This is a genomic window from Saccharopolyspora thermophila (genome assembly GCF_014646075.1).
In the GTDB taxonomy this organism is placed as follows: domain Bacteria; phylum Actinomycetota; class Actinomycetes; order Mycobacteriales; family Pseudonocardiaceae; genus Saccharopolyspora; species Saccharopolyspora thermophila.
This window is the reverse complement of the sequence record NZ_BMMT01000007.1, coordinates 75,824-97,304: the sequence shown is the minus strand read 5'-3', so window position 1 is coordinate 97,304 and position 21,481 is coordinate 75,824. Positions and strand designations below refer to the sequence as shown.

Below are 21,481 nucleotides of genomic sequence, written 5' to 3'. Positions count from 1 at the left end.
GGAATGGACGCATACTGTATGCTAAATCCGCTGGCGCCGCCGCCAACCGCACGAGCCGACCGGGACCGCAGAGCGGATCCGGCCAAGCCCCGGAGTTGATTGCATGTCACTGACCTCGAAACTGCCGCAGGGCCTCGCCGCGCGCCAGGTCACGCGCCCGGTGCCGCTGCGGGAGACGGTCTACGAGGCCATCCTGGAAATGATCATCGCCGGAGAACTGAAGCCCGGGCAGCACCTGGTGGAAAAGGAACTCGCCGAACTGCTTGGCGTGTCCCGCCAGCCGGTGCGCGAGGCGCTGCAGTGGCTCAACAAGGACGAGTGGGTGGACCTGCGCCCCGGCTACGGGGCGTTCGTGCACAGCCCCACCCCGGAGGAGGCCGACCAGCTGCTGAGCGTGCGCACCCTGCTGGAGGCGGAGTCAGCTCGACTGGCGGCGTTGCACTCCACCAAGGAGGGTGTGGCCGAGCTCAGGCAGATCCACAAGCGCGGGGTGCAGGCCCTCAAGGCCGACGACATCGACGAGGTGGTCAGCGCGAACGCCGAACTGCACGCGCGCATCATCGAGATGAGCGGCAACAAGATCCTCAACGAGCTGGCCGCGCAGATCAACCGCCGGGTCCGCTGGTACCACACGCCGGTGGCCAGATCCCGCGGCAGGAAGGCGTGGGACGAGCACTCGGCCCTGATCGACGCGATCAGCAAGAAGGACGCCGAACGGGCGGCCCAGCTGATGCGGGAACACACCGAGCACACCCGCGAGACCTACCTCGCGGAGAACTCAGACGACTGACCCGCCACCCAGCGCCACCCGCGGCTCACAACCCCACCCGTGGCACACTCCCCGGCTCCGTCCCCTCGCACCCCCAGATGTCAGCTGCCGCTACAAGCGCACCGCAGGTCACCAGGCACTACAGATCCCCAGGTTCGGAGCATCAAACTTGGACGGTTACCCACGGGTAGGGTTCCCCAACCTAGGCAAGTTCGGGAGGCGAATCTGAGTGCTCGCCCTCCGGAACCTGGAGGCTGGGGGGTTGGCCGGCGGTCTCGGAGTCAGCCTTGACGACGTAGACCTCCCAGGGCTCGCGACCGGGGCCATGGACCCAGACCTTGTCCTGGCGGGCGTAGCAACAGGTCGTGTCGTTTTCGACCTGAGTGAACAGTCCCAGCTCGGTCAGCCGCTTGGTCGCGTCGTTGACGGTCTCGGTGTCCTCGACCTCGACACCGAGATGGTCCATCACCGTGTCCTGGCCGGGCTCACCCTCCAACAAAACCAGCTTCAGCGGCGGATCGGCGATGGCAAAGTTGGCATAGCCCGGCCGCAACTTGGCCGGTTTGGCACCGAAGAGCTTCGAGTAGAACGCGATCGATCCTTCGAGGTCACCGACCCGAAGGGCGAGTTGCATGCGAGACATCTCATCCCCTTGATTAGATGACCATCTAATCAGATGGTGACACCAGCTTGCCCCTTTGATTCGACTACTGTCAAGATAGAAGCATGTCGAAACAAGACGGGCAGGTCGACGCGGCCTTGTGCTGCTCGCCGGTGATGCGGGAGCCGCTGACCGCGGAGCAGTCGACCGAGCTGGCACGCGTGTTCAAGGCGATCGGCGAGCCGGTGCGGCTGAGGCTGCTGTCGCTGATCGCCTCACACCCCGGTGGGGAGGCGTGCGTGTGCGATCTGGCCGGGGCGTTCGAGCTGTCCGGACCGACGATCTCGCACCACCTCAAGGTGTTGCGCGAGTCCGGGGTGATCGAAGGCGAACGGCGCGGCACCTGGATCTACTACCGCGTGCGCCCGGAAACGCTGCGGGCTGTCTCGTCTGTGCTGGTGCCCGCCGACGCCGGGGCGGTCACCGCATGACCCGCGCAGCAGAAGCTCCGGTGGTAGTGCGGTTGTCGACACCGGACCGGTTGCTGCCGGTATGGATCGGCGTGGCGATGGTGGCCGACCTACTTGGCCAGGCGCCCAATTCCCGGCGGGTGCGGCGCGGAGACCCCGGCAGGCGCCCGCCTTGACGGCACCCTTGAGACAGCGCTGACGACGTCGGGCGCCCCTCGCCTCGTCGGAGATCATGGGGTTCGGGGGATGAAGCGGGCTTGGAAGCCCTGCGGGAGCAGGAGGTCGTGGAACCTGGGTTCGCAGGTCCGCGTCGTGGGGCGGACCTCGTGGTGCCGGGCCAGTCAGAAGGCCGCCAGGACGAGCTGGATCATGCCCAGCTGGGTACCGACGCAGACCCGGGGGCCCGCTCCGAACGGCAGGTAGGTGTGGCGTTTCGGCGTTCTCGCCGGGTCCAGCCAGCGGTCCGGGTCCGGCTCGTCCGGGTCGGGCCACCAGCGGGGATCGCGGTGCATCAGGTAGGGGCTGAACATCACCTGGTCGTCCGGGCGTAGCTGCCACTCGCCGAGCGTCGTCTCGCGGCGGGCGGTGCGGCCGATCAGCCACGTCGGCGGCCACAGGCGCAGGACTTCGACCACCGCCTCGGTCTGCGGCAGCGCCGACAGCGGCGGTGCCGCCGCGTCCTGCCAGGCCGCTGCTTCCCCGGCGACGCGGCGGTGCAGGTCCGGCCGGGTCGCCAGCGACCACACCAGCCAGGTCAGCGCCGTGGCCGGAACCCCGAACGCGGCCAGCATGATGCCGCGCAGCAGGCGCTGCACCTGCAGTTCGGTCAGCTCCGGTTCGCGCACCGCAAGCAGGACGTCCAGCAGGTCCCGCGGGTGGTCGGCGGGCGGCCGGGCGCGACGGCGGCGGATCCGCTCGGTCACCGCAATCAGCGTGTCCTCCCGCGCCCGCAGGAAGCGGCGGATGCGCCGGGACGGCCACCAGGCCTGCTCGGCGGGTCAGACGACGACGACCTTCGCGCCCGGCAGGGCGCGGAACGGGGCGAGGGCCTCATCGGTGGCGGAGCTGTCCGTGACGAGCGTCCACGATCTCGGCAGCGGCGCCCACGCGTTGAACGGCGCCGTGCCAAGCTTGCTGGCGTCGGCGAGCACGTAGACCTCGCGGGCGCGCTCCACCATCAGCTCCTTCAGCCGCGTCTGGTGCAGGCTCGCCTCGCAGATGCCCAGCCGCGGGTCCAACCCGTCCGCGCCCAGGAACACCTTGTCGGCGGTGATCCGGGACAGGGTCAGCTCGGCCAGCGGGCCGACGAAGCCCTGGCTGATGTGCCGCATCTCCCCCGCCAGCGCGATCACCCGCACCGCGTCGGCGTCGGCCAGCTCGGTCAGCGCGGTGATCCCGTTGGTGATCACCGTCAGCCCGGCGCGGTCCCGCAGGTGGTGGGCCAGCCGCCCGGTGGTGGTGCCGGCGTCGAGGATCACCGCCTCGGCGGAGCCGATCCGGGCCGCCGCCCACCGCGCGATGCGGTCCTTCTCCGCGGTGGCCAACCGGGTGCGCTGCCCCAGCGACGGCTCCGCGGTGGCCGCGGGCATCGCGCCGCCGTAGGTGCGGGCGAGCTTGCCCTGCTCGGTCAGCAGGGACAGGTCCCGGCGGATGGTGGACGGGGTGACCGACAGCGACGCCGCCAGCTGCTCGACCTGGACCGCGCCCTGCTCGGTCACCAGCCGCTCGATCAACGCCCGCCGCTGGCCGGCGGGCATCCGCTGCCCGGACTCCGTGCTCACCCCGTCATCCTCCCAACAACCGCTGCGCAACCCCGACATCATGCCCGGCCGCGTCGCGGTACCGCCGAACCCGGGCCGGGCGGCTTCAGGGGCGGCGGGCAAGGGCTGCGGCCTGGCGCAGGGCCTCGACCATGCTGCCCGCGTCGGCCCGGCCGGTGCCCGCGATGTCGAAGGCCGTGCCGTGGTCCACCGAGGTGCGGATGACCGGCAGTCCGACGGTGATGTTCACCCCGGCCTCCAGGCCCAGGATCTTCACCGGCCCGTGTCCCTGGTCGTGGTACATCGCCACCACCAGGTCGAAGTCGCCGCGGCCGGCGCGGAAGAACACCGTGTCGGCGGGCAGCGGTCCCTGCGCGTCGATGCCGTCGGCGCGGCAGACCTCCAGCGCGGGGACGATCTTCTCCTCCTCCTCGCCGCGGCCGAACAGCCCGTTCTCCCCGGCGTGCGGGTTGATGCCGCACACCGCGATCTTCGGCGCGGCGATCCCGGCGTTGACCAGGGTGCGGTGCCCGCGCCGCACGGTGCGCTCCACCAGGCCCGGGTCGATCCGCTCGATGGCGTCGACCAGCCCGATGTGCGTGGTCACGTGGATGACCCGAACCGTGCCGGTGGACAGCATCATCGACACCTCGGGCACCCCGCACAGCTCGGCCAGCAGCTCGGTGTGTCCGGGGTAGCGGTGCCCGGCGGCGTGCAGGGCCGCCTTGTTCAGCGGGGCCGTGCAGATCGCGTGCACCTGCCCGGCCATGGCCAGCTCCGCGGCCTTTTCCACGTAGCGGTAGGCGCCCTCACCGGCCACGGCGGACAGTTCGCCGAAGGGCAGGTCGGCCGGGATCAGGCCGAGGTCGATGACGTCGACCACGCCGGGCTCGGCCGTCGCCTTCGCGGGGTCCTCGACGGGGTGGATCCGCACGTCGACACCGCAGATCTCGGCCGCCCGCGCCAGCCGTGCGGCGTCCCCGATCACCACGCAGCGGGCCAGTCCGCGCACCTCGGGCTCGGCGAGGGCGCGCACGACCACCTCGGGTCCCACACCGGCCGCGTCGCCCATCGTGACGGCAATGGTGGGCAGGTTCATCCAACTTCCTTTCCGGACCGGACCGCGGTGACGGCTCGGTGCAGTGTCTCCGGCGTGCCGAAGCCGCCGGCCTTGGTGATGACGTAAACGGGCTGCGGCTCGGTGCGCGCCAGCACCACGCCCGGTTCGAGTTCGTTGAGCAGCCGCAGGCCGGTGACGCCGCGGCGGCTGAGCACGGCGCGGGCGGTCTCCCCTCCGGTGAGCACCAGCAGGCCCGCGTGCCGGGTGGCCGGGGCGCACACCTCGGCCAGTGCGGCGTTCACCCGGCGGGCGGCGGCGATCTCCACCGGCCCGTCCAGGGTGACCACCACGTCGCCGGTGGCGAGCTCGTCGCGCAGCTGCTCGGACATCCGGGCCAGGGCCGCGGCGTTGGCGTCGAGCAGGTTGCGCACGGACAGCCGGCGGGTGTGCGGGAACCGCTGGGCCAGGAACTCGGCCTGCTCGCGGGACACGCCGTTGGCGCTGCCGACCACGGCAAGGGCGTTGCCGCGGACCGGTGGCGGCGGTCCGGCGTCGCGGCCCGGTCGTAGCTGCTCGGCGAGGGCGTGGGCCAGACCGGCCGAGCCGATCCAGTACGGCTGCGGCTGGGCCGCCGACCCGGCCGCGACCACGGTGCGCAGATCGCTTTCGGAGACCGCGTCACAGACCACCACGTCGGCCTCGGTCAGCAGTTCGGCGAGCTTGACCCGCAGGGCCGCCCGGTTGCCGCGGATGGAGGCGAGCGCGACGTGCCGCACGGTGAGCGGTTTGAGCGCCGAGGCGATGTCCACCGGGGGGTCGTCGGCCTCGGCGGCCCACGCGTCGGTGTGGTGCAGGGCGATGCCTCCTACGTGCACGACCCCGCCGAGCACCGTGCGCCCGGTGGCCGGGGACGCCGGGCACAGCAGGACGCCGGCCCCGGCCGCGTGCTCGACCACCGCGCCGACCTCGGCGGCAAGGTTGCCGCGCAGCGTCGAGTCGATCTTCTTGAACACCACGCGCCCGTCGGCGTGACCGCGCAGCGCCGCGGTGACGCGCTCGGCGGCGACGACGGGCTCGACGTGCCGGCTGTCGGTGTCGGCGACGAAGACCTCCGCGTCCCCGGTGTCGTCCAACGCAAGCAAGGTGCGCATTTCGCGCAACGCGAAGGGGACTCCGGAATCACCGGCACCGCTGAGGTCGTCGGCCACGACCAAGACTCGCGATCCCATGATCACCTGCTCTTCCGCTCACGGAAACCCGGTCGCGCACCCCGCGCGGCGGCTCGCCAACCATAGATACAAGTGCGCGAATCGCGCAATGGTCGAGACGAAGATGCTCACAACGCGCATGTGTGGTGTTCCGGGGGCGCGCCCCTGTGACTTTCGGGACGTCCCCACCGACGCGCCTGCTACCAGCGGTTATCGTGGTCGCCAAGCAACAGTTGGGAACCGCCATGGCTGAACCGCACGGCATCGACCACCTCGACGCGACCTTCGCGCGCGACCTCGCCTGGGCGCAGAAGCTGCGCGAGCAGCTCGCCCAGGTGCCCACGACCGAAGAACCCGCGGATTCCGAACAGTCCTGAGCGCCCCCGGTGGACGGGTGAGCGGCATCCGCCGCGCGGCGGATGCCGCTCACCCGAAGTCCGGATCAGCTGTCCGCCTCGGGACTGATCCCGGCCGGGAGGTGCTCGGCCAGCAGCTCCAGCAGGGCGTCGCCGTCCACCGGCTTGGTCACGTACGCCGTCGCCCCCGCCGCGATGCTGCGCTCCCGGTCGCCTTTCATCGCCTTCGCCGTGATCGCGATGATCGCCAGATCCCGGTAGCGCGGCATCTCCCGAATGATGCGGATCGTCTCGTTGCCGTCCATCTCGGGCATCATCACGTCCATCAGCACGATGACGATGTCGCCGTGCTGCTGCAGCGCCTTCAGCCCGGCCAGCGCGTTGTCCGCGCGCACCACCTGCAGCCCGTGCTGCTCCAGCAGCATGGCCATCGCCTGCACGCTGCGCTCATCGTCGTCGACGACCAGCACCTTCTCCCCGTTGAACCGCAGCGCGGCGTGCTCCTCCGGCTCGGTGGGCAGCATGTGGTGGTGACCCTCCTGCCGGATCAGCTCGGTGGAGCGCAACGGCGGATCGATGCCCTCGACCGAGACGTCCAGGCTGGTCTCGGCCGCCGTCGGCACGTAGACCCGCTTCGGGCGCTCCGGTTCCTCCGGCGACTCGGCGGCCGCGGTGGGCCGCCCGGACGGCGGCTCCACCGGCAGGTAGAGCGTGAAAGTGCTGCCCTGCCCGTATTCGCTGCGCACCTGCAGCTCCCCGCCGAGCAGCGCGGTCAGCTCGCGGCTGATCGACAGCCCCAGACCGGTGCCGCCGTACTTGCGCACCGTCGTACCGTCCACCTGCTGGAACGCCTCGAAGATCAGGTTCAGTTTGTCCGCGGGGATGCCGACGCCGGTGTCGCGCACCGAGAACGCCAGCCGCTGCTCGGCCCGCCGCAACGGCTGGGTCTGCACCTCGGTCGGCTGGGCCGGCCGGATCCGCAGCTCCACACCGCCCCTGTCGGTGAACTTGACCGCGTTGGACAGCAGATTGCGCAGGATCTGCTCCAGGCGGTTGCGGTCGGTGTAGAGCGTCGGCGGCACCGACTGGTCCACGACCACCGTGAAGTCCAGCCCCTTGTCCGCCGCCAGCGGCTCGTACAGCGACTCCAGGTGGGTGGCCAGGTCGGGCAGCTCGACGTCCTCGGGCAGCAGGTGCATCTGCCCGGCCTCCACCTTGGACAGATCCAGCACATCGTTGATCAGCTGCAGCAGGTCGGTGCCCGCCTGGTGGATGGTCCGGGCCAGGTCCACCTGCTGCGAGGTGAGGTTGCCCTCCATGTTGTCGCTGAGCAGCTTGGCCAGGATCAGCACGCTGTTGAGCGGGGTGCGCAGCTCGTGCGACATGTTGGCGAGGAACTCGGACTTGTAGGCCGATGCCTGCGACAGCTGCCGGGCCCGCTCCTCCAACTCCTGCCGGGCCTGTTCGATCTCGATGTTCTTCAGTTCGATGTCCCGGTTGCGACTGGCCAGCAGCGCCGCCTTCTCCTCCAGCTCGGTGTTGGAGCGCTGCAGCTCGGTCTGCTGCTGCTGGAGCTGCTCGGACCGCGCCTGCAACTCCTGGGCCAGGTGCTGGGACTCGGCCAGCAGCGCCTCGGTGCGCGAGTTGACCACGATGGTGTTGACGTCCACGCCGATGGTCTCCTTCAGCCGTTCCAGCAGATCCAGGTGCACCGGCGTGAACTCGTTGACCGACGCCAGCTCGATGACCGCCAGCACCTCGCCCTCGAACAGCACCGGCACGATCACCACGTTCTTCGGCCGGGTCTCGCCGAGCCCGGAGCCGATCCGGACGTAGTCCGGCGGCGCGTCGCTGACCAGGATCGACTTGCGGTCCTGCGCCACCTGCCCGACCAACGACTCGCCGACCTCGAAACGCAGCGGCGGCTGGCCGTTCCGGCCGCCGGGCGTGCCGTAGCCCGCGGTGCGCTCCAGGATGACGCGGCCGCCGTCGCTGGTCCGGCTCAGGAAGAACGCCCCGTACTGGGCCGAGACCAGCGGCGCCAGTTCGGTCATGATCAGCTGTGCCAGCGCCTCCAGGTCGTGCTGGCCCTGCATCAACGCCGAGATCCGCGCCAGGTTGGTCTTCAACCAGTCCTGCTCCTGGTTGGCCCGGGTCGTTTCCTTGAGATTGTTGATCATCGCGTTGATGTTGTCCTTGAGCTCGGCGACCTCCCCGGAGGCGTCCACGGTGATCTGCCGGGTCAGGTCGCCCTCGGTGACCGCGGTGGCCACCTGCGCGATCGCGCGGACCTGCGTGGTGAGGTTGCCGGCCAGCCGGTTGACGCTCTCGGTCAGCCGCCGCCAGGTTCCGGAGACGTCGGCGACCTCGGCCTGGCCACCGAGCTTGCCCTCAGTGCCGACCTCACGGGCCACCCGGGTGACCTCCGCGGCGAACGCCGAAAGCTGATCGACCATCGTGTTGATCGTGGTCTTGAGCTCCAGGATCTCGCCGCGCGCGTCCACGTCGATCTTCTTGGACAGGTCACCGCGGGCCACCGCGGTGGTCACCTGGGCGATATTGCGCACCTGGTTGGTCAGGTTGCGCGCCATGATGTTGACGTTGTCGGTGAGGTCCTTCCACGTGCCGGCCACGTTCGGCACCCGGGCCTGGCCGCCGAGGATGCCCTCGGTGCCGACCTCACGGGCGACGAGGGTGACCTGCTCGGCGAACGCGCGCAGCGTCTCGACCATCCCGTTGATGGTTTCGGCCAACGCGGCGACCTCGCCCTTGGCCTCCACCGTGATCTCCTTCGACAGATCGCCGCCGGCGACCGCGGTGGCCACCTGGGCGATGCTGCGGACCTGGTTGGTCAGGTTGTCGGCCATGATGTTGACGTTGTCGGTGAGGTCCTTCCAGGTCCCCGCCACACCGTGCACCCGGGCCTGACCGCCCAGCTTGCCCTCGGTACCGACCTCGCGGGCCACCCGGGTGACCTCGTCGGCGAACGCCGAAAGCTGGTCGACCATCGTGTTGATGGTGTTCTTCAGCTGCAGAATCTCGCCGCGCGCGTCCACGTCGATCTTCTGCGACAGATCGCCGCGGGCGACCGCGGTGGCGACCTGGGCGATGTTGCGCAGCTGCGCGGTGAGGTTGTCGGCCATGAAGTTGACCGAGTCGGTCAGCGCGCGCCAGGTGCCCGCCGCACCCGGTACCTGCGCCTGACCGCCCAGCCGCCCCTCGGCGGCCACCTCGCGGGTCACCCGGGACACCTCGTCGGCGAATGACGACAGCTGGTCGACCATCGAGTTGATGGTCGTTTTCAGCTCGCCCATCTCGCCGGCGGCCTCGACGGTGATCTTGCGGGTCAGATCGCCCGCGGCGACCGCCTTGGCGACGTGCGAGATGTCGCGCAGCTGCCCGGTGAGATCAGCGGCCATACCGTTGACCGAGTCGGCCAGCTGCCGCCAGGTGCCGACCAGGCCGGGCACCTGGGCCTGGCCGCCGAGCTTGCCCTCGGTACCGATCTCCCGCGCGACCCGGGTGATCTCCTGGGCGAACAGTGAGAGCTGGTCGAGCAGCTCGTTGACGCCGGTGCTCAGCCCGGCGAGCTCGCCGGGCAGCGCCATGTCCTGGGCGCGCCGCGGCATCCGCTGCGTCAGGTCTCCTCGGGTCAGCGCGCCCAGCACCCGGTTGAGCTCGGCCATCGGCCCCACCAGGGTGCGCACCATGCCGTTGACGGAGGTCGCCGCGGCCTTCCACCCGCCGCGCGTCCCATCGAAGTCGATCGGCTCGATGGGCCACTGGCCCTGCTCGGCCGCCTCGGCGACCCGCTGCAGCTCGCCGACCAAACGCTGGTTGCGTTCGGCGAGCTCGTTGAACAGGGCGGCGACCTCGGTGGCCATGCCCCCCTCGGAGAACACCAGACGGCGGCGGAAGTTGCCGTCCCGCAGCTCCCGCAAACCCATCGCCAGCCGTGTCAGCACGACGTCGTCGGGCGCCATCGGTGCCGCCCGCTGCGCCACCACGACGTCCGGTTGCTGCGCCATCACATCCCCCTACGGGCGCCGTGGTTCAACGCTTGTTCCGCGAACCGCGGTCCAGGCGCAGTTCGGTGGCCAGCACCGCGGCCTCGCTGCGGTGCCGCATCGCCAGCTTCGCCAGCATCTGGGACACGTAGTTCTTGATGGTCTTCTCGGCGAGGAACATGCGCTCGGCGATCTCGCGGTTGGTCAGTCCCTCGCCGATGAGCTCCAGCACCTGTCGTTCCCGCGCGGTCAGCTCGCGCAGCGGGTCGGCCTGCTCCTGCTCCTTGCGCAGCCAGGACAGCATCGCCTCGGTCTTCTTCGGGCTCAGCAGCGACTCGCCCGCCCCGACGGTGCGGATGGCATTCACCAGTTCATTGCTGACCACGCCCTTGAGCACGAACCCGGCCGCCCCGGCCATGATCGCGTCCATCAGAGCGTCGTGGTCGTCGAAGGAGGTCAGCATCAGGCAGCGCAGCTCGGGCAGCTGCGACTGCAGTTCGCGGCACAGCTCGACGCCGTTGCCGTCAGGCAACCGGACGTCGAGCACCGCGACATCGGGTTGCGCCTTGGGCACCCAGGCCAGCGCCTCGCCGACGGTGGCCGCCTCCCCGACCAGTTCCAGCTCCGGTTCGGTGGCCAGCAGCGCGGCGATGCCCCGTCGGATCACCTCGTGGTCGTCGACCACGAACACGCGCGTCGTCATCTGGAACTTCCGCCCCCTTCGCACCGGACCCACTGGGAGGGCACTGACCAGGATAAATAGGCCGGGTCCGGGACGCTGGCCGGAAGCCGCGCGGAGCGGCGCAGGGGGTGTGGCACCATCACCTCGCCGCGTAGATGCTTTCCACGAAGTGCGCGATCTGGTCGTCGGTGAGGTTCCGGGCCACGTCGGCCTCGCTGATCATGCCGACCAGCCGGTGCTCGGAGATCACCGGCACCCTGCGGATCTGGTGCTGCTCCATGATGGTCAGCACCTGGTCGATGTCGGACTCCGCGTCCACCCAGTGCGGCTTGCCCTGCGCCAGTTCACCTGCCTTGACCTCAGCCGGGTTGCGCCCCTCCGCGCAGCACTTGATCACGATGTCGCGATCGGTGATGATGCCGTGCAACCTGTCGTCGCGGCCGCAGATCGGCAACGAACCAACGTTCAGATCGCGCATCATCTGCGCGGCCTTGTACAAGCTCTCGTCCTCGCCGATGCACTGGGCACCCGCATGCATGATTTCCCGCGCCTTCGTCATCACTGCGTCCTTTCCGTCGTCAGCGCACACCGTCTCCGGTGTCGCCCTGGCACTACCCGGCCGAATCGGCGGCGAAACCGCGAGGTCAGCGGCCCGCAGGTCAGCGCAGCCGGCTCGGCGAGAGGAACTCGCAGCCCGCCCCGGCGGCGCCGGTGAGCAGGTCGGCGACGGCGTCGGCGACGCCGGGGGCGTACTTGAACCCGCGGCCGGAGTGCCCGGTGGCCAGCACGACCCGGCCACCGCCGACCGGACCGACCAGCGCCTGCCCGTCGGTGGTGTAGAGGTCGGTGAACGCGTCGGTGCGGATCGGCTGCGGGTGCAGGCCCGGCAGCACCCGCTCGACCGCGGCGGCCACCGCCCGGACCTCGGTGAGGCTGTGCCGCCGGTCCACCGCCTCGGGCGCGGGTACCGGGTGCGCGGTGACGGCCCCGGCGACCTTGACCATGACGCCATCGACCGTCGGCGTGCCGTACAGGTGCGCGTTGCGGCTGTGGTGGATGAAGATCGGGAACCGCTCGGGCCGGTACTGGTCGATGTCCTCGGCGCCGAACCAGGTGAGCAGCAGGCGCCGCGGCTCCACCGCCGCGGCCAGGTCGGCGGGCAGGAACCGGGCGGCCCACGACCCGGCGGCAACCACCACCCGGCCAACCCGGTACGCGGCACCGTCCGCGGTGCGGACCAACACGCTGTCGTCGTCCTCGGCGATCTCGACGACCTCGGTGTAGCGCAACACCTGCGCCCCGGCCTGCTCGGCCACCCGGGTGGCGCTGAGCACCGCCTGCTCGCAGCGCAGGTAACCGGCCTGTTCGTCGAGGACGGCGACCTCGCCGTCGAGCAGCCGGTGCTGCGGGTAGCGCTCGGCCGCCTCGGCGGTGGACAGCACCCGCACGGCCGTGCCGCTGACGCGGGCGCTGTCCAGCAACCCACGGACGTAGTCCCCGGCCGGGTCGCCGATGGTCAGCCCGCCGCACTGGTGCAGGACCGCGTCGCCGGACTCGGCCTGCAGTTCCCGCCACAGCTCCAGCGACCGCCGCAGCAGCGGCGCGTACTGCGGGCCCTCGGCGTAGGCCAGCCGGAACAGCCGGGTCTCGCCGCCCACGGCCCCGCGGTCGTGGCCCGGGGAGAACTGCTCGAAGGCGAGCACGTCGACGCCGCGCCGCGCCAGCCGCCAGGCCAGCATGCTGCCAATCGTGCCGGTGCCGATGATGCCCACCTGCGCGTGGCGCACAGTCATGACCTCACATCCCGTCTTCTCGCCGCGGCGAGCCGCTTGGCCCACCCTCGCACCGGTACCGCCCGCGCTCACAACACCTTCGACAGGAACGCCCTGGTGCGTTCGTGTTCCGGTTCGGCGATGACCCGGCGCGGGTCGCCGCGTTCGACGATGTCGCCGTCGGCCATGAACACCAGGGTGTTCGCGACCTCGCGGGCGAAGCCGATCTCGTGCGTGACCACGAGCATGGTCATCCCGTCGGCGGCCAGGTCGCGCATCGTGGCCAGCACGTCGCCGACGAGTTCGGGGTCCAGCGCCGAGGTCGGCTCGTCGAACAGCATGACCTTGGGGCGCATCGCCAGCGCCCGCGCGATCGCCACCCGCTGCTGCTGCCCGCCGGACAGCTGCGCGGGATAGGCGTCCTCCTTGGCCGCCAGGCCCACCCGGTCCAACAGCTGCCGGGCGCGTTCCCGCACCTGCTCGCGGGGTTCGCCGCGAACCCTGGTGGGGGCCTCCAGCAGGTTCTCCAGCACGGTGAGGTGTGGGAAGAGGTTGAACCGCTGGAAGACCATGCCGATCTCGGCGCGCTGCTTGGCGATCTCGCGTTCGGGCAGTTCGACGAGCCGGTTGCCGATGCGTCGGTAGCCGATGCGCTGCCCGTCGACGAGCACCTCGCCGGCGTCCACGCGCTCCAGGTGGTTGATGCAGCGCAGCAGGGTGGACTTGCCGCAGCCGCTGGGGCCGATGACGCAGCACACCTCCCCCGCCCGCACCTGCAGGTCGACGCCGCGGAGCACCTCCAGCGAGCCGAACGACTTGCGCACGTTGCTGAGCTGGATCAGCGCAGTGCTCACGCGGCCGCTCCTTTCCCGAAGTGCCGTTCGACGCGGTGCTGCACCACGGTGAGCACCGAGGTCATCGCGAGATACCACACGGCGGCGACGATGAGCAGCGGCATCGTCTGGTAGGTGCGGGAGTAGATGACCTGGGCGCTGTGCATCAGATCCATCGCGCCCAGCACGCTGACCAGCGAGGTGTTCTTCAGCGTGGCGACGGTCTGGTTCGCCGTCGGCGGGATGATGATCCGCATCGCCTGCGGCAGCACGATCCGGCGCAGGATGTGCCACCGGCCCATGCCCAGCGCCTGCGCGGCCTCGGTCTGGCCGCGGTCCACGCCGAACAGGCCGCCGCGCACGATCTCGGCCATGTAGGCGGCCTCGTTGAGCGCCAGCCCGAGCACGGCTGCGACGAAGGGGGTGATGAGGTCGTTGGCGTTGCCGGCGACCAGCACCGGCCCGAACGGGATCCTCAGTTCCAGCACCGGGTACAGCGCGGAGAGGTTGAACCAGAAGATGAGCTGGATCAGCAGCGGGGTGCCGCGGAAGAACCAGATGTAGGCGGCCGCCGCCCCGCTGATCAACCGGCTCGGCGACAGCCGCATCACGGCCAGCACGATGCCCAGCAGCAGGCCGGCGACCATCGTGATCGCGGTCAGCTCCACGGTCAGCAGCGCGCCCTGCGCGATGGACCGCGCGGTGAGGTACTCGGCGACGACGTCCCACTCGTACTGCTCGTTGGTGACCAGGCTGTGCAGCAGCGCGGCGGCCAGCACCACCAGGACGGCCGTCCCGACGATCCGCCAGGGCCGTCGCCGCCGGACGATCACAAGCTCGTCGGCGGCACCGACCACGGTGTCCACTGTGGTCATCGCGGGTTCTCCTCGGGACTTCAGGGGGTTTCCACGACGGGATCGGTGATGGCGCTGCTGTCCATCCCCCAGCGGTGGAAGATCCGCTGGTAGGTCCCGTTCGCCATCAGGGCGCGCAGCCCGGCCTGCACGGCCGGGGTGAGGTCGGAGCCCTTGGGCAGGCCGATGGTGATGGCGCTGCGGTTCATCTCGCCGATCAGCTCGAACGAGTCCGGGGCCCGGGTCTGGGCGTAGGCCAGCACCGGGGAGTCGGCGAACACCGCGTCCACCCGGCCGCTGTCCAGCTGCAGCAGCGCGTCGTTCTGGCTGGGCAACACGACCGGTTCGATCGGTTCCGCGCCGCGGCAGGTCGCCGCGTTGAGCTCCGGTAGGCGCTGCGACTCCTGGATGGAGCCCTGCTGCACGGCGACCTTGTATCCGCACAGCCGCTGCGTGCTGAGGCCGAGCGGGTTGCGGGTTTTGACCGCGATGCCGCTGCCCCACGTGCCGTAGCGGACCATGTCCAGCACCTCCAGCCGCTTGGCCGTGGGCGACATGCTGGAGATGGTCAGGTCGTAGCGGTGGGCCTGCAGGCCCGGGATGATGCCGTCCAGCGGCACGTTGTGTAGCGTCACCGGCACGCCGAACACCCGGCCCAGCGCCCGGGCGAGGTCGGCGTTGAGCCCGACGATGGTGGTGTTGTCCGCGGCGTAGAACTTGGTCGGCGCGCTGGAGACGTTCATGACCACGTGCAGCGCACCCGCCTCCCGGACCCGCGCCGGGACCAGCGCGGCGACCGCCGGGTCGACCGCGACCTTCTCGAAGGTCTCGTACTGCGGGCCGTCCGCGGTCTCCGCGAGCCGCTCGTCGGGCGTCGAGCACCCGAGCGCGACCAACGCCACGAGCAGCGCGACGACCAGCCGCAGCCCGCGCGCGACGGGGGAAGAGGGCATGCGAACTCCAGGGTGCTGCATCGGCGCCAGGAGAGGGCCCGGTGATCTTCCGGTCGGGTGGACGTATGGTGAAGCCATTCGTGGCCAGACCGCAAGACCTGCAGCGCGAGTCATCCGGTCCGCGGGCGACAGGAAAACTTGCGCTCGCCGATGTCAATCCCTTGTGGACGCCTGGTCAGTAGGCGCGCATGAGCCGATCGAACGCGGCGTTGGCCGCGGCCCAGTCGTGCGTGATCAGCTCGGCCGGGACGTCGGGGCGCGGTTCAGCGTCCACGGTGACGACGAACCCCGGTTCGGAGACCCGGCGTCGCAACTGCACCAGTCGGCCGCCGGCGGAGCAGCCGAGCCGCTCGCCGTTGTCCTTCGCTTCGCTCTGCCCGGGTTGCAGGTGGTGCACCATATGCCCGTTGTAACCCAATCCGGGCGGCCTGGCACGACGTTCATCGCCGCCGAAGCACCGTCGGCGAGCATCAGCGGTGGTTACCAGCAGCCGCTGGTGCCGCTGCTCGCCGCCGGGCTGGACGCGATCGCCCCCGGCTCGCTGCTGGTCCTGCGGCTGCCTGCGGCCCTGGTGACCGCGCTGGGCGTGGTCGTCACCGCGTTGATCGCACGCGAGCTCGGCGGCGCCCGCACCGCGCAGATGCTGGCCGCTGCCGCCTACCCGCTGTCGCCGTGGCTGCTGGTGAACGGCCACTGGCTGACGGCGTCCACGATGGACCCGCTGCAGTGGGGCGTGATCATCTGGCTGGTGACCCGGTGGGCACGGTGGCACGCGATCGGAATTCGGCGCGACCGGCTGCTACTCGGTGCGGGGCTGGTGGTCGCGGCCGCCCTGCAGACGAAGTTCCAGGTGGTCGCGCTGGTCGCCGCGATGCTGCTGGGTATCGCGCGGACCGGACCGCGGGCCCTGTTCACCCGGCCGCTGTTCTGGGTGGCAGCCGCGATCCCGGTCGGCACCGCGCTGCCCACCCTGTGGTGGCAGGCCGCGCACGGCTGGCCCGCGGTGGCGATGGGTGCCGTGGTCGACGCCGAGAACGACCGGCTGCTGTTCATCCCGACGGCGCTGTTCTACGCGGGCCCGGTGGTCGGCGCGGTGTTCTGCTGCTGGGGACTGGTGCAGTTGGTGCGCAACCCCGCGCTGCGCCCGATGCGCTTCCTGGGGTGGATGTGCGTGGCGGTGCCGGTGTTGTTCGTGGTCGCCGGGGGACGGCCGAACTACGTCGCGGGCCTGTACGGTTTGCTGTTCGCCGCGGCGGCCGTCGGGCTCCAGCACCGGGCGCGGCGGCGCCGCTGGCCGTGGCCGGTCTACCTGTGCTCGGCGCTGCTGCCGGTGGCGATGCTGCCGGTCTACCCGCTGGACTTCCTGGCCCGCCACCCCGGCTTCCCCAGCTATCCGCGCCAGTACGAGACGGGCTGGCCCGCCCTGGTGGAGGCGGTCTCGCGGGCCTACCACGACCTGCCGCCGCAGCAGCGGTCCCGCACCGCGATCGTCGCCGAGACCTACTACCTGGCCGGAGCCCTTGACGTGCTGGGACGCCCGGCGGGACTGCCCCGCGCCCACAGCCCGCACCGCGGGTACTGGTTCTTCGGCGCACCGCCGGACGATGCCGACACCGTGCTCTACGTGGGCGCCCGCACCCCGCTGGCCGACCACTTCGGACAGTCGCGGGTGCTCGGGCGGATCGAGACCCACCTGGTGAACATGGTGCAGGGCACCAAGATCACCCTCTACACACACCCGTCGCGACCGTGGTCGGCGCTGTGGCCACGGCTGCGCACCGGCTAGCGCGGTCCCCAGGGGCCGCCCGGCCGCGGCCCGTTGGGTCCCGGAGACTGCGGTGGGCGCCCCGGCGGCCGGTGCATGCCGGGCCGGTAGACCGGCAGCTGGGCGGTCGCCAGCTGCGCGGGCGGCGCGAGGAAGCCCGAGCGCTCCTGGTGCACCCACGGTGGCGGCGCCACCCGCGGGACGCGCCGGAAGAACGCGTCGCGCGCCGACCCCATCAGCCCCACGATCGCCTCCCGTCGGGCAAAGAACTTTTCCGGCGGGATCGTCTCCTTCTCGGCGTGCGCGTGCAAGAGTGCCAGTTCGGTGGCCGCCAGCTGGTAGTCGCCCATCGCGCGCGCCCCGGTCACCCCGGCCTGGGTGCGCGCCCAGTGCCGGGCCCGGCGGCGCCCCGCCATGCTGCCCAGCATCTGCACGTCGGCGGGCTGCACCAGGCCGCTCGGGATGTAGGCGGGCAGGTACCGGCGGATCAGGTGGACCAGCCGTTTGCGGTCCAGCACCAGCACCACGACCAGGGCGACGAGAACCAGGAACTGGATTAGGTAGGCCACCACCATGCCGGGGAACCCGGCCAGGGTCAGGCTGCCGTTCCACAGCGCGTGCAGGAACACCGCGCCGCACCAGCCGCCGACGACGGCGAAGAACCGACCCGCCCCGCGGTGGGTGGCGGCGTAGGCGACGCCGAGCCCGGTGAGGGCGGTGTACATCGGATGGCCGAGCGGAGCGACGACGCCGCGGATGAGCACCGTCATCCAGATTTCGCCCGTGGCCGCGTCCAGGCCCTGCATGTAGTAGAGGATGTTCTCGACGAGCGCGAAGCCCAGCCCGCACAGCGCCGCGTAGACCAGCCCGTCGGTGGGACCGTCGATCTCGTGGCGGCGCACCCACAGCAGGTACAGCAGCAGCGCGCCCTTGAAGCTCTCCTCGACCACCGGCGCCACCACCGACACGGTCACCGCGGTGGCGGGTTCCGGTCCCAGCACCGGGGTCATGAGGACCTCGCCGGTGGTGTTGACGATCAGCGCGCCGACGATCGCCACGCCCCCGCCCCAGCCGAAGGCGAGCCACAGGTTGAGTCGCGGTTCCGGTTCCAGCCGATCGACCAGCAGGATCAGCGCGACGAGCACGATCGCGGTCGGCAGCGCCAGCAGCGTGCCGATGACGACGTTCACCGGGCCGCCCTGCACGAAGTACAGGCCCAGCGCCAGCAGCAGGCACACGCCGGAGACGACCAGGCCGACGATCAGTGAGATCGGGGCGCGGTTGGTGCTGCGGCCTTCGAGGATCGAGCGCGGGCTGAGTGCGGGCATGCCCGCGAGCCTAGGAGATCCGCCGCGCCCGCGTACCCGGACCTGGGGTGATCGAGGGGGTGGCAGTGCTGTGAAGCACGCCGTCGCGCCAGCGGCCGTTGCGATCCTGGCGGCGATCCCGCGGAAACCGCCTGGTTTCCGCGGGATCTGTCCGCTGCCCGCAGACCGGGTCAGGTGTTCTGCGGGAAGCCCAGGTTGACACCGCCCTGCGAGGGGTCCGGCCAGCGCGTGGTGACCACCTTGGTGCGGGTGTAGAAGCGGATGCCGTCGGGGCCGTAGGCGTGCGCGTCGCCGAACAGCGAGTCCTTCCAGCCGCCGAAGGAGTAGTACGACACCGGCACCGGGATCGGCACGTTGACGCCGACCATGCCGACCTCGACCTCTTCGCAGAACCGGCGGGCGGCCCCGCCGTTCTGGGTGAAGATCGCGGTGCCGTTGCCGTACGGGTTGCCGTGGAGCACCTCGATCGCCGCGTCGTAGCTGGGCACGCGCAGCACCGACAGCACCGGCCCGAAGATCTCGTCTGTGTAGATCGACATGTCGGTGCTCACGTGGTCGAACAGGGTCGGCCCGAGCCAGAACCCGTTCGGCTGGCCGTCGACCTGCAGGTCCCGGCCGTCGACGACAAGCTTGGCACCGGCGTTCACCCCGGCGTCCACGTAGGACGACACGCGGTCCCGGTGGGCGGCGGTGACCAGCGGGCCCATGTCGCAGCCGCGGCGGCCGTCGCCGACGTGCAGCTTCGCCATCCGCTCGGCGATCTTGGCCACCAGCTCGTCGCCGACCGGGTCGACCGCGACGACCGCGGAGACCGCCATGCAGCGCTCCCCCGCCGAGCCGAACCCGGCGGAGACCGCGGCGTCGGCGGCCAGGTCCAGGTCGGCGTCGGGCAGCACCACCATGTGGTTCTTCGCCCCGCCGAGGGCCTGTACCCGCTTGCCGTGGCCGGTGGCGGTCTCGTAGACGTAGCGGGCCACCGGGGTGGATCCGACGAACGACACCGCCCGCACGGTCGGGTGCGCCAGCAGCGCGTCCACCGCGACCTTGTCGCCGTGGACCACGTTGAACACGCCGTCGGGCAGCCCGGCCTCCTGCCACAGCCGGGCCAGGAACACCGCCGCCGACGGGTCCTTCTCGCTGGGCTTGAGCACCACGGTGTTGCCGCACGCGATGGCGTTGGGCACGAACCACAGCGGCACCATGGCCGGGAAGTTGAACGGGGAGATCACCCCGACCACGCCGACCGGCTGGCGTACCGAATGCACGTCCACCCTGGTCGAGGCGTTCTCCGAGAAGCCACCCTGGAGCAGGGCGGGGATGCCGCAGGCGTACTCGACGTTCTCCAGGCCGCGCTGCACCTCGCCGGCGGCGTCGGAGAGCACCTTGCCGTGCTCGGCGGTGATGATCTCGGCCAGCTCGGACTTGCGCTGGTTGAGCAGTTCCCGGAAGGCGAACAACACTGCCGAGCGCCGCGCCAGCGAGGTGCGCCGCCAGGTCGTGAGCGCCTCGGCCGCCGCGGTCACCGCGGTGTCCACATCGGACTCGGTGGCGAAGGCGACCTGCTTGGTCACCTGTCCGGTGGCGGGGTCGAAGACGTCCCCGGTGCGCTGCGGGTCGCCCTGCTGGGCGCCGCCGGCGATCCAGTGCCTGATCAGCTCTGTCATGCGTGGAGCTCCTGCTCGGTCTGGGAGATGGTGTCGGTGAGAATCTGCAGCCCCTGCGCCGCTTCCTCGTCGGTCAACGTCATCGGCGGGGCCAGGCGCAGGACGTTGCCGTGCAGTCCGCCCTTGCCCACCAGCAGGCCGTGCTGCTTCGCCAGCTCCATCACCCGCGTGGCCGCCGCGGGCGCGGGCCGCGTGGTGCCCGGCTCGACCAGCTCCACCCCGATCATCAGGCCCTTGCCACGCACGTCGCCGATCAGCGGGCAGCGCTCGGCGTGCGCGCGCAGCCCCGCCAGCAGCCGGGTGCCGAGCTTGGCGGCGTTGCCCTGCAGGTCGTGGTCGAGCAGGTACTCCAGGGCGGCCGCGGCGCCACCGGTGGACACGGGGTTGCCGCCGAAGGTGGAGATGGAGTTGGCCGTCAGGCAGTCCATCAGCTCCGCCTCGGCGACCACCCCGCCGATCGCCAGGCCGTTGCCCAGGCCCTTGGCGAAGGTCATCGCCGCCGGGGTGACGCCGTGCGCCTGGATGCCCCAGAAGTGCTCGCCGGTGCGGCCCCAGCCGGTCTGCACCTCGTCGGAGATCAGCAGGATGCCGTACTCATCCAGCACCTCGGCGAAGGCGCCGAACAACCCGTCCGGCGGGGTGGCGAAGCCGCCGACGCCCTGGATCGGCTCGGCGATCAGGCACGCCACGTCACCGGAGGTGGTCGTCTCGATCACCTCACGCAGGTCGTCGACGCAGGCGGCGATGTAGTCGGCGTCGGACAGGTGCCGGAACGGGCTGCGGTAGCGGTAGCCACCGTGCACGTAGCTGACCTTGAGCGGGGACAACGAACTGGCGGACCAGCCGCGGTTGCCGGTGACGCCGAGGGTCCCGAAGGCCCGCCCGTGGTAGGAGTTGCGCAGCGCGAGCACCTGGTTGCTGCGCCGGTACTGGGTGGCCAGCATCAGCGCAGTCTCGTTGGCCTCGGTGCCGGAGTTGGTGAAGAACACCTTGGGGTTTTTCAGGCCGGACAGCTCGCCGATCCGCTCGGCCAGCTCCACCTGGTGGCGGATCAGGTACAGCGTGGAGGTGTGCAGGATCCCGGTGTCGACCTGGCGGCGGACGGCGTCGCTGATCTCGGCGATGTCATAGCCGATGGCGTTGGTCAGGATCCCGGCGAAGAAGTCGAGGTAGGTCCGGCCGTCGGCGTCGGTGACGTGGCGTCCCCGGCCGCTGACGATCTCGATGGGCTCCTCGTAGTACAGCGCCAGCCAGCTGGGCAGGACGGCGCGGTGCCGCGCCAGCAGGTCGGACTCGGTCATGGATTTCCCCCGCTTCTCGGTGGAATCTCGGCTCGTTGTGCGCAGCGGTGCGAGTGACGTGGACGTCTTCTCGCCGCGGGAGCACCGACCTCGGGCGT

Annotated in this window: 20 protein-coding genes; 4 read left to right on the top strand and 16 right to left on the bottom strand. The window is 70.8% G+C overall.

Features of this window, described 5'->3' with window-relative positions:
* The first annotated feature begins 103 nt into the window (after positions 1-103).
* Positions 104-790 carry a GntR family transcriptional regulator gene (locus IEY17_RS11930; RefSeq protein WP_188987417.1) on the top strand — a complete coding sequence of 229 codons (687 nt, stop codon included), beginning with the start codon at positions 104-106 and terminating at the stop codon, positions 788-790.
* A 181-nt stretch (positions 791-971) separates the two neighbouring features.
* Here the strand turns inward: IEY17_RS11930 and IEY17_RS11925 are convergent, their stop codons facing one another.
* The gene (locus tag IEY17_RS11925; RefSeq protein WP_188987416.1) at positions 972-1,412 is read right to left on the bottom strand and encodes an ArsI/CadI family heavy metal resistance metalloenzyme; all 441 of its coding nucleotides are present in this window, start codon (positions 1,410-1,412) and stop codon (positions 972-974) included.
* Positions 1,413-1,495: 83 nt separating this feature from the next.
* Here IEY17_RS11925 and IEY17_RS11920 point away from each other — a divergent pair, with 83 nt between their 5' ends.
* Positions 1,496-1,861, top strand: a complete 366-nt coding sequence (locus tag IEY17_RS11920) for an ArsR/SmtB family transcription factor (protein ID WP_188987415.1) — start codon at positions 1,496-1,498, stop codon at positions 1,859-1,861.
* 320 nt (positions 1,862-2,181) lie between these two features.
* On the opposite strand, the gene IEY17_RS11915 is transcribed toward IEY17_RS11920, so the two are convergent.
* The 4 genes from IEY17_RS11915 to IEY17_RS11900 all read right to left on the bottom strand — a co-directional run bounded on the left by IEY17_RS11915 (position 2,182) and on the right by IEY17_RS11900 (position 5,889).
* Entirely contained in the window at positions 2,182-2,805 is a 624-nt protein-coding gene (locus IEY17_RS11915; protein ID WP_268240337.1) for a cytochrome P450, read from the bottom strand.
* 33 nt (positions 2,806-2,838) lie between these two features.
* The gene (locus IEY17_RS11910; RefSeq protein WP_229680055.1) at positions 2,839-3,621 is read right to left on the bottom strand and encodes a DeoR/GlpR family DNA-binding transcription regulator; all 783 of its coding nucleotides are present in this window, start codon (positions 3,619-3,621) and stop codon (positions 2,839-2,841) included.
* Positions 3,622-3,706: 85 nt separating this feature from the next.
* Complete coding sequence (gene pdxA / locus IEY17_RS11905) at positions 3,707-4,699, bottom strand: 4-hydroxythreonine-4-phosphate dehydrogenase PdxA (RefSeq protein ID WP_188987414.1); 993 nt, start codon at positions 4,697-4,699, stop codon at positions 3,707-3,709.
* Complete coding sequence (locus tag IEY17_RS11900) at positions 4,696-5,889, bottom strand: four-carbon acid sugar kinase family protein (protein WP_188987413.1); 1,194 nt, start codon at positions 5,887-5,889, stop codon at positions 4,696-4,698. The genes pdxA and IEY17_RS11900 overlap by 4 nt, the downstream gene beginning before the upstream one ends.
* Positions 5,890-6,113: 224 nt before the next feature.
* On the opposite strand from IEY17_RS11900, the gene IEY17_RS25800 reads away from it, so the two are divergent.
* The gene (locus IEY17_RS25800) at positions 6,114-6,245 is read left to right on the top strand and encodes a hypothetical protein (RefSeq protein ID WP_268240332.1); all 132 of its coding nucleotides are present in this window, start codon (positions 6,114-6,116) and stop codon (positions 6,243-6,245) included.
* 65 nt (positions 6,246-6,310) lie between these two features.
* Here the strand turns inward: IEY17_RS25800 and IEY17_RS11895 are convergent, their stop codons facing one another.
* The 8 genes from IEY17_RS11895 to IEY17_RS11860 all read right to left on the bottom strand — a co-directional run bounded on the left by IEY17_RS11895 (position 6,311) and on the right by IEY17_RS11860 (position 15,725).
* Positions 6,311-10,252 (bottom strand): HAMP domain-containing protein, encoded by a 3,942-nt coding sequence (locus IEY17_RS11895; RefSeq protein WP_229680054.1) that lies wholly within the window; start codon positions 10,250-10,252, stop codon positions 6,311-6,313.
* 25 nt (positions 10,253-10,277) lie between these two features.
* Positions 10,278-10,934 (bottom strand): response regulator, encoded by a 657-nt coding sequence (locus IEY17_RS11890; protein ID WP_188987412.1) that lies wholly within the window; start codon positions 10,932-10,934, stop codon positions 10,278-10,280.
* A gap of 118 nt (positions 10,935-11,052) precedes the next feature.
* Positions 11,053-11,472 carry a CBS domain-containing protein gene (locus tag IEY17_RS11885; protein ID WP_188987411.1) on the bottom strand — a complete coding sequence of 140 codons (420 nt, stop codon included), beginning with the start codon at positions 11,470-11,472 and terminating at the stop codon, positions 11,053-11,055.
* Between the two features lie 100 nt (positions 11,473-11,572).
* The gene (solA, locus tag IEY17_RS11880) at positions 11,573-12,706 is read right to left on the bottom strand and encodes an N-methyl-L-tryptophan oxidase (RefSeq protein WP_188987410.1); all 1,134 of its coding nucleotides are present in this window, start codon (positions 12,704-12,706) and stop codon (positions 11,573-11,575) included.
* 68 nt (positions 12,707-12,774) lie between these two features.
* Positions 12,775-13,539: an amino acid ABC transporter ATP-binding protein gene (locus IEY17_RS11875; RefSeq protein ID WP_308423979.1), complete on the bottom strand. Its 765-nt coding sequence runs from the start codon at positions 13,537-13,539 to the stop codon at positions 12,775-12,777.
* Positions 13,536-14,393 (bottom strand): amino acid ABC transporter permease, encoded by an 858-nt coding sequence (locus tag IEY17_RS11870; protein ID WP_188987409.1) that lies wholly within the window; start codon positions 14,391-14,393, stop codon positions 13,536-13,538. Before IEY17_RS11870 ends, IEY17_RS11875 begins: the two co-directional genes overlap by 4 nt.
* A gap of 20 nt (positions 14,394-14,413) precedes the next feature.
* Positions 14,414-15,325: an ABC transporter substrate-binding protein gene (locus IEY17_RS11865; RefSeq protein WP_188987408.1), complete on the bottom strand. Its 912-nt coding sequence runs from the start codon at positions 15,323-15,325 to the stop codon at positions 14,414-14,416.
* Between the two features lie 175 nt (positions 15,326-15,500).
* Positions 15,501-15,725, bottom strand: coding sequence for a hypothetical protein (locus IEY17_RS11860; RefSeq protein ID WP_188987407.1), 225 nt, complete (start codon positions 15,723-15,725; stop codon positions 15,501-15,503).
* Here IEY17_RS11860 and IEY17_RS11855 point away from each other — a divergent pair, their 5' ends adjacent.
* On the top strand, positions 15,726-17,111 hold the full coding sequence (locus IEY17_RS11855) for a glycosyltransferase family 39 protein (protein WP_188987406.1): 1,386 nt from the start codon (positions 15,726-15,728) through the stop codon (positions 17,109-17,111).
* Here IEY17_RS11855 and IEY17_RS11850 read toward each other — a convergent pair.
* The 3 genes from IEY17_RS11850 to IEY17_RS11840 form a co-directional block, all read right to left on the bottom strand.
* Positions 17,108-18,418, bottom strand: coding sequence for a PrsW family intramembrane metalloprotease (locus tag IEY17_RS11850; RefSeq protein ID WP_188987405.1), 1,311 nt, complete (start codon positions 18,416-18,418; stop codon positions 17,108-17,110). The two genes, IEY17_RS11855 and IEY17_RS11850, sit on opposite strands and share 4 nt — an antisense overlap.
* Positions 18,419-18,588: 170 nt before the next feature.
* On the bottom strand, positions 18,589-20,082 hold the full coding sequence (locus IEY17_RS11845; protein ID WP_188987404.1) for a CoA-acylating methylmalonate-semialdehyde dehydrogenase: 1,494 nt from the start codon (positions 20,080-20,082) through the stop codon (positions 18,589-18,591).
* Positions 20,079-21,383 carry an aspartate aminotransferase family protein gene (locus tag IEY17_RS11840; protein WP_188987403.1) on the bottom strand — a complete coding sequence of 435 codons (1,305 nt, stop codon included), beginning with the start codon at positions 21,381-21,383 and terminating at the stop codon, positions 20,079-20,081. Before IEY17_RS11840 ends, IEY17_RS11845 begins: the two co-directional genes overlap by 4 nt.
* Between the last annotated feature and the right edge of the window lie 98 nt (positions 21,384-21,481).

Bases quoted from the DNA above. Each gene is read 5' to 3' on its own strand.
- IEY17_RS11930 (WP_188987417.1), top strand. From the start codon at position 104: ATGTCACTGACCTCGAAACTGCCGCAGGGCCTCGCCGCGCGCCAGGTC.
- IEY17_RS11925 (WP_188987416.1), bottom strand. From the start codon at position 1,412: ATGTCTCGCATGCAACTCGCCCTTCGGGTCGGTGACCTCGAAGGATCG.
- IEY17_RS11920 (WP_188987415.1), top strand. From the start codon at position 1,496: ATGTCGAAACAAGACGGGCAGGTCGACGCGGCCTTGTGCTGCTCGCCG.
- pdxA (WP_188987414.1), bottom strand. From the start codon at position 4,699: ATGAACCTGCCCACCATTGCCGTCACGATGGGCGACGCGGCCGGTGTG.
- IEY17_RS11900 (WP_188987413.1), bottom strand. From the start codon at position 5,889: ATGGGATCGCGAGTCTTGGTCGTGGCCGACGACCTCAGCGGTGCCGGT.
- IEY17_RS25800 (WP_268240332.1), top strand. From the start codon at position 6,114: ATGGCTGAACCGCACGGCATCGACCACCTCGACGCGACCTTCGCGCGC.
- IEY17_RS11895 (WP_229680054.1), bottom strand. From the start codon at position 10,252: ATGGCGCAGCAACCGGACGTCGTGGTGGCGCAGCGGGCGGCACCGATG.
- IEY17_RS11890 (WP_188987412.1), bottom strand. From the start codon at position 10,934: ATGACGACGCGCGTGTTCGTGGTCGACGACCACGAGGTGATCCGACGG.
- IEY17_RS11885 (WP_188987411.1), bottom strand. From the start codon at position 11,472: ATGACGAAGGCGCGGGAAATCATGCATGCGGGTGCCCAGTGCATCGGC.
- solA (WP_188987410.1), bottom strand. From the start codon at position 12,706: ATGACTGTGCGCCACGCGCAGGTGGGCATCATCGGCACCGGCACGATT.
- IEY17_RS11870 (WP_188987409.1), bottom strand. From the start codon at position 14,393: ATGACCACAGTGGACACCGTGGTCGGTGCCGCCGACGAGCTTGTGATC.
- IEY17_RS11865 (WP_188987408.1), bottom strand. From the start codon at position 15,325: ATGCCCTCTTCCCCCGTCGCGCGCGGGCTGCGGCTGGTCGTCGCGCTG.
- IEY17_RS11860 (WP_188987407.1), bottom strand. From the start codon at position 15,725: ATGGTGCACCACCTGCAACCCGGGCAGAGCGAAGCGAAGGACAACGGC.
- IEY17_RS11855 (WP_188987406.1), top strand. From the start codon at position 15,726: ATGCCCGTTGTAACCCAATCCGGGCGGCCTGGCACGACGTTCATCGCC.
- IEY17_RS11850 (WP_188987405.1), bottom strand. From the start codon at position 18,418: ATGCCCGCACTCAGCCCGCGCTCGATCCTCGAAGGCCGCAGCACCAAC.
- IEY17_RS11845 (WP_188987404.1), bottom strand. From the start codon at position 20,082: ATGACAGAGCTGATCAGGCACTGGATCGCCGGCGGCGCCCAGCAGGGC.
- IEY17_RS11840 (WP_188987403.1), bottom strand. From the start codon at position 21,383: ATGACCGAGTCCGACCTGCTGGCGCGGCACCGCGCCGTCCTGCCCAGC.